A 6,545-nucleotide genomic window follows, 5' to 3' on the forward strand; every position below is an offset into this window, starting at 1 on the left:
CTAGATCACTAAGGTTTTAGGTGTTTTTTAGGGTGTTCAAAATAAATACAATTATAATGATTGCATATGCAGAAGTTTAACGTTGCTGAGTGACGAGTCTTAATTTCAAGACCACGATTTGCACTTATTTTTCAGTTAACAGACACGCAACATTTTTTGAGTTACAGGACTTGCCATCCAAAAAAGAAGGGCGAGCTGTCATATCACTAATGCACATCATTCTGCACTATTGATATTTGACTGACAATCCAACAGTTATTCGCTAGTGAGAAGTAACTGACAAAACCAGCCCTGAATAACCAATAAGGAAGAGCTTAAGCAATCGCTCAATGGCAATGCCTGATAGAAACAGGATAAAAAACATAACGTACAAACATTGTTGAAAAGGAAACCAGGCAATGAAACGCGATACTTTTGGAATCTGCCTTACAAAGGCTATGCTGTTCAAAAACTTACAATCTACTTTTACTCATGTCAGAGCATATGAGAAGAACGAGACTTCCCCTCTCGATCTAAAAGTGTTGTTAGCTTTCCCGCAAATGTCAGGTAGAGATTTATTACAAACGATGCAAGGTTCACGACAATTGGTGTGGCGTGCCGATCACCATTGCCCAAGCTTTAAATAGCACCCTCCATTTGTAGTAGTTTCTTCTATACTGAACTTAAAGAGCACGATTCGTCGTGCTTTTTTTGTTTCTTTGTCTTAAGCCGCTAAATCCTTAATAGCATTCACATTATGTTAACGATTGATTAGGTTATTTGCCCACATGAGGTAATCTGTTCAAGACAAATGATGATCCCCCTGTTAACATTAGAGTTAATACTCTAATTTGGTAATTAATGCAGATGACCAAACCGACATTCCGATGCCTTGTGATTGCCAGTATCCTTTTCGGTACTATCAGTACGCCAAGCTATGCTGCCCCACTCACTTTTTCTGAGGCGTGGCAAATTCTCCAAGAGAACAACAATTCTCTTGCGGCTCAACAAGCTAATGTAGAGCGTTATCAACATCTCCAAAATGCAACTGGAAGCCTCAACCTGCCTTCAGTGACGTTAGGTGCTAACTACACTCACCTTGATAATGATGTGACCATCAATGGTGAACAGTTCGCTGATAGCCTGAGTGGTGTACCCTCCATTGGACTCCCTGTTCCTCCTCAAATTATCAGTGCGCTCGGCGGTATTACTTCAACGATTACCGAGCAAGATATCTTCAGCTCTTCTATTCGCGCAGTATGGCCTATTTTTACAGGAGGTCGAATTACCGCAGCACAAACCGCTGCTGAAGGTAAAAGCGAAGAAGCGCAAAGCCAACTCTTGATGGAAAAGCAGGCTCGCTACGAAGACTTAAGCAAGTACTACTTCTCAGTGATCTTAGCTGAAGATGTCGTAGAAACGCGTCGAGCAGTCGAAGTTGGCTTAACTCAGCACCGAGATTTCGCTATCAAGATGGAACAGCAAGGGCAAATTGCACGAGTAGAACGCCTTCAAGCAGACGCTTCTTTAGATAAAGCGGTAGTGGAACGCACCAAGGCTGAAAATGATCTTAAGATTGCTCAATTAGCCCTTACCCAAATTCTTGGTCAAAGCCAAAGCGTTGAACCTTCAGAGCAACTGTTTATCAACAAAAACCTACCTCATATGGATGTGTTTATTGATCAAACATTGATGACTTATCCGGGCCTAAAAATTCTCGATGCGAAAGAGAAGCAAGCAAGTAGCTTAATCAAAGCAGAAAAAGGCAAGTACTACCCAGAGGTTTACCTATACGGAGATTACAACCTCTATGAAGACGATTCACTCGCTAGCGAAATGAAACCAGATTGGTTAGTCGGTATCGGTGTTAACGTACCACTACTCGACACTTCAGGTCGTTCAGACAAAGTGGCGGCTGCGCACAGTGCAGTATCACAGGTTAAATTCCTTAAGTCGCAAGCAAAGCAAGACTTAACTGTGTTGGTGCAAAAGACCTACCTCGAAGCAAACCAAGCTATTGAAGAAGTCCAAGGGCTAAACTCTAGTTTATCGCTAGCTCAAGAGAATCTGCTACTTCGCAAAAAAGCCTTCACTCAAGGGCTCTCTAACTCGTTAGAAGTGGTTGACGCTGAGCTATACCTTGCGAGCATCAAAACACAGCAATCCGCTGCACGATTTAAATACCTAATCTCGCTCAACAAGCTTTTAGCGCTCAGCAGCGAAATGAATGCTTATTCGAGCTACTTAACTTCTTCTGTCACGTCTGATTTCGACTCACAAACAGACACCGCTAGCCAGTCAAAAGGATAATTCATGAAACCTATTAAGCCTCTTCTTCTATCTATAGTTGGTATCGGCATTGTTGGCTGGGTCGGATACAGTTTTTACCAAGCGTACCAACCTCAGCCCGTTAAGCTTCAAGGCCAAATCGATGCTCAGCAATACAGCATCTCTTCGAAAGTGCCAGGCCGAATTGACGAAGTATTTGTACGTAAAGGCGACTCTGTTGAGAAAGGTGAGTTGATCTTTTCTCTTCTGAGCCCAGAAATTGACGCAAAGTTAGAACAAGCTAAAGCTGGTGAAAAAGCGGCTGGTGCTCTGGCTCAAGAAGCAGAAAATGGCGCACGTACTCAGCAAATCCAAGCGGCCAAAGACCAATGGCTGAAAGCCAAAGCAGCCGCTGATTTAATGGAGAAAACCTACCAGCGAGTAAACAACCTTTACAACGATGGCGTAGTCGCTGAGCAAAAGCGTGATGAAGCCAAAACACAGTGGCAAGCAGCAAAATACACAGAAAGCGCGGCTTTCCAGATGTATCAGCTAGCACAAGAAGGTGCCCGTGATGAAACCAAAGTAGCTGCCGCTCAAAAAGCATTGATGGCCGCAGGTGCAGTCGCTGAGGTTGAAGCTTATGCAAAAGACACACAGATACACAGCTGGTTCAGCGGTGAGGTATCTCAAGTGCTACTGAGTAGCGGAGAGTTAGCGCCACAAGGGTTTCCAGTTGTCACTGTGATCGATACTAAAGACGCATGGGCGGTACTTAACGTTCGTGAAGATATGCTCAAGCACTTTGAGAAAGGCGCACAATTTGAAGCTTACCTACCCGCTTTAGATAAGTCGCTGACTTTCCAAGTGACGCATATTGCTGTTATGGGTGATTTTGCAACTTGGCGTTCAACCGATGCTGCGCAAGGCTTTGACTTACGTACATTTGAAGTAGAAGCTCGCCCTGTAGATACAAGTGAAACACTGCGCATGGGTATGAGCCTTGTGGTTGAGCTTTAGGTGACGTATGTCTGCTAATTCTCACTTACCAGAGCATCACCAAGCGAAAAGCAATTTGCTTAGACAGTGGGCTATTGTACGTAAAGACAAGTGGCTGCTGTCGTGCTTAACTTGGATCCCCTTGCTGCTTGCTGCAAGTATTTGGCTGATTTTCTCACAAGGCATCGCTCGTGACTTACCTGTTGCTGTGGTTGACCTAGAACACAGCCAAATTTCACAGCAGTTTACTCGCTTAGTCGATGCGTCACCGACCCTGCAAGTCACTCAGAAATACAGCTCCGCAAGTGAAGCAGCTAAAGCCATGATTGAACGTGATATCTACGGCTATGTTGTTATACCTAGACACTTTGACCGAGACCTTTACCTTGGGCTAAATCCGCAGGTATCCGTGTTCTACAACAGCCAATTTATATTGATTGGTAAACTGGTGAACTCAGCTCTACTGCAAGCTCAGGGCACGTTCAACGCTCAACTCGAAGTGGTTAGACAGCTTTCACACGGTGACACCACGGTACAATCTGCATTGGGGCAAGCTGTCACCGTACAAAGCCAAATCACGCCATTGTTTAACAAGAACACCAGTTACGCTCAGTTCTTGGTATCTGCCGTAATTCCTGCTTTATGGCAGATCATGATTGTAGTTGGAACAATTTTGATACTGACTGCAAATGTACGCACGCGTGGGCTTCAAGCATGGCTATCTCACTCTCCTGTTAAAGCACTCGCATCAACATTAACTCCTTATGTTGTGCTGTTTTTGGGGTTCGGTATTGCCTTTAGTTTTTGGTTTTATCGCCTTTTAGAGTGGCCATTTAACGGCAGCTTTATGGCATTAACCATCGCACAGTTACTAACGGTTATTAGTTGTATCATTATGGGTTGCTTGTTCTTCTTCTTGACGCTTGATCCAGCAAGAGCGATGAGTTTTGCTGGCGCATTTACGGCACCAAGTTTTGCCTTTATGGGAATCACCTTCCCTGTCACAGACATGAATACGGCAGCCCTAGTTTGGAGAAGCCTATTGCCTGTTAGCCATTACATTGAAGTACAAACGGCTCAGTCCAGTTATGGTGTGAGCGCTGCGCAATCGCTGATGAACCTCACTTCAATGTTTTGGTATGTTATTCCTGCTTTTATGGTGATCTTGTTGATTAAAAAGCACTTAGCGCAAGCAGCACAGTCGACACAAGCAGAACATCAAGGAGTAAATAAATGAGCTTTACTCAATTGCTGAAACAAGAATTACTGGCGGTTCTTCGTAACCCTGTTGTATTACTGACGGTGTTTGGTGGCGTGGTCTTTTACTCATTCTTGTACCCGCTACCCTACGCCAATCAAGTACCTCAACAATTGAAGGCATCAGTCGTGAACCTAGATAAGAGCCAAAGTAGCTACCACTTGGAGCGAATGGTCGATGCGACCTCTCAAATTGATTTGGTTCGCCGTGACTCCACTATCGCTGACGCGAAGCAGGCCATGCTCAACCAAGAAATTGGTGGGTTCATCATCATTCCTGAAGACTTCTACAAAGACCTACTTCTAGGAAAAAGTCCAACGCTCTCTTATGCAGGTGATGCGTCTTACTTCTTGGTTTACGGCACTATAGTTGAAGGGCTTGCGAAGGCTGGCGGCACGCTAGCGGCACAAGTAAAGGTCAGCCACCTCTTAATTGAAGGCGTGCCTTTAGAATCCGCAGCCAAAGGTTATAGTGCATTTAGCTTAAATCTAAAACCTACTTTCAATAGTCGTATGGGATACATCGATTACGTGGTTCCGGCTGTCTTTGTGTTGATCCTTCAGCAAACTCTAGCCATGGCATCCGGGTTGGTTGGTGCGACACAAAACGCCCAGTCTACGTTCGGTTACTGGAGTAAAACCTCTCCAGCAAAACTTATCCTTGCTCGTTGTTGCACCTTAGTAGGCATCTACTATTTGTTATCGATGTACTACTTCGGAGCCAGCTTTTCGATGTACGGCATAAACCAGCTCGCCGCTATCTCACAGATTTTAACCTTGTTACTGCCCTTCTTATTGGCTAGCTGTTTAATCGGGATTTTTATCGGAGAGTTAGTACCAAGAAGAGAACTCGTGACCGTGGTTGTACTGATCAGTTCAATGCCGCTCATTTTCTCCTCTGGCTTTATTTGGCCTATTGAGATGATGCCAGAATGGCTCGTACTGTTATCACAACTGTTCCCAAGTACACCAGCGATTCAAGGGTTCTTAGCGTTAAACCAAATGGGCGCTTCGTGGCAAGAGGTGGCATCTCAATGGACGCTGCTATGGGGGCAAGTCGCTCTATGGGGATCGTTATTGGCACTCAAGCTCTACCACAAGTCGAGCAAAAGCGTCGTTAACTATGCTACCGACCATAGCCGTTGAACCGATTAACTCATCGAAAACCCAAAAGCCCTAGTATGATGTGACCCCGTAAAGTTGGACATTTCTGTTAAGCGGCTTTCAAGGCCTGAGTTCGATATTCTATCGGAGTCAGGCCTTTTAGTTTCACTTTTATACGTTTGGTATTGTAGTACTCGATGTATTCTTTAATTTGCTCTATCAGAGCATCTGCATCTTCAAAGCTTTGGTTGTGATACATCTCTGTTTTGAGTAAAGCAAAAAAGTTTTCAGCAACCGCATTATCCAAGCAGTTACCTTTTCTCGACNACTTTTATACGTTTGGTATTGTAGTACTCGATGTATTCTTTAATTTGCTCTATCAGAGCATCTGCATCTTCAAAGCTTTGGTTGTGATACATCTCTGTTTTGAGTAAAGCAAAAAAGTTTTCAGCAACCGCATTATCCAAGCAGTTACCTTTTCTCGACATGCTTTGTGTTAACCCACTCTCCGCTACCTTTTTTTGATACTGTCGATGACGATATTGCCAACCTTGATCGCTATGTATAATTGGCTTTTATGTATAATTGGCTTTGAGTTGGGTTTAAGCTTTGATATGGCTTCCGTCAGCATATCCGTGACAAGCGGCAAACAGGCATTTTTGGCCACTCTATAAGCAACCACTTCCTGAGTAAACAAGTCTACAACGGGAGACACGTATACTTTCTGCTCTTTTACTTTGAACTCCGTGACATCAGTTACCCATTTTTCATCGGGTTGAGTCGCACTAAAATCTCTTTCAAGCACGTTAGGAGCTGCTGTTCCAGACTCTCCTCGATATGAACGATACTTTTTAATCCTGACCGTCGATTTAAGGTTGAGCTGAGCCATAAGCCTTTGAACCGTTTTGTGATTAAGCATGAACCCCTGATTTTTTAGT

7 protein-coding genes and 1 pseudogene are annotated in these 6,545 nt (G+C 44.0%); 5 read left to right on the forward strand and 3 right to left on the reverse strand.

Annotated features, from left to right (window positions below):
- The first annotated feature begins 398 nt into the window (after positions 1-398).
- The 5 genes from L1D55_RS17765 to L1D55_RS17785 all read left to right on the forward strand — a co-directional run bounded on the left by L1D55_RS17765 (position 399) and on the right by L1D55_RS17785 (position 5,649).
- A complete protein-coding gene (locus tag L1D55_RS17765; RefSeq protein ID WP_004738340.1) occupies positions 399-626 on the forward strand; it encodes a hypothetical protein in 228 nt (75 codons plus the stop codon).
- A gap of 214 nt (positions 627-840) precedes the next feature.
- A complete protein-coding gene (locus tag L1D55_RS17770; RefSeq protein ID WP_239918306.1) occupies positions 841-2,289 on the forward strand; it encodes a TolC family protein in 1,449 nt (482 codons plus the stop codon).
- A 3-nt stretch (positions 2,290-2,292) separates the two neighbouring features.
- Positions 2,293-3,267, forward strand: a complete 975-nt coding sequence (locus L1D55_RS17775; RefSeq protein ID WP_105024817.1) for an efflux RND transporter periplasmic adaptor subunit — start codon at positions 2,293-2,295, stop codon at positions 3,265-3,267.
- A gap of 7 nt (positions 3,268-3,274) precedes the next feature.
- Positions 3,275-4,483, forward strand: a complete 1,209-nt coding sequence (locus tag L1D55_RS17780) for an ABC transporter permease (RefSeq protein ID WP_239918307.1) — start codon at positions 3,275-3,277, stop codon at positions 4,481-4,483.
- Positions 4,480-5,649 (forward strand): ABC transporter permease, encoded by a 1,170-nt coding sequence (locus L1D55_RS17785; RefSeq protein WP_239918308.1) that lies wholly within the window; start codon positions 4,480-4,482, stop codon positions 5,647-5,649. Before L1D55_RS17780 ends, L1D55_RS17785 begins: the two co-directional genes overlap by 4 nt.
- A gap of 67 nt (positions 5,650-5,716) precedes the next feature.
- Here the strand turns inward: L1D55_RS17785 and L1D55_RS17790 are convergent.
- The 3 genes and pseudogenes from L1D55_RS17790 to L1D55_RS17800 all read right to left on the reverse strand — a co-directional run.
- Positions 5,717-5,932 (reverse strand): annotated as a pseudogene (locus tag L1D55_RS17790) (IS3 family transposase); the annotation flags it as partial.
- Positions 5,919-6,176 carry an IS3 family transposase gene (locus tag L1D55_RS17795; protein ID WP_345772785.1) on the reverse strand — a complete coding sequence of 86 codons (258 nt, stop codon included), beginning with the start codon at positions 6,174-6,176 and terminating at the stop codon, positions 5,919-5,921. The gene L1D55_RS17795 and the pseudogene L1D55_RS17790, both read right to left, overlap by 14 nt.
- A partial coding sequence (locus L1D55_RS17800; protein ID WP_239918310.1) for a DDE-type integrase/transposase/recombinase occupies positions 6,119-6,545 on the reverse strand: 427 nt, incomplete at its 5' end. The genes L1D55_RS17795 and L1D55_RS17800, both read right to left, overlap by 58 nt.

It is taken from the genome of Vibrio sp. Isolate22 (genome assembly GCF_022398115.1).
Taxonomy (GTDB): Bacteria; Pseudomonadota; Gammaproteobacteria; order Enterobacterales; family Vibrionaceae; genus Vibrio.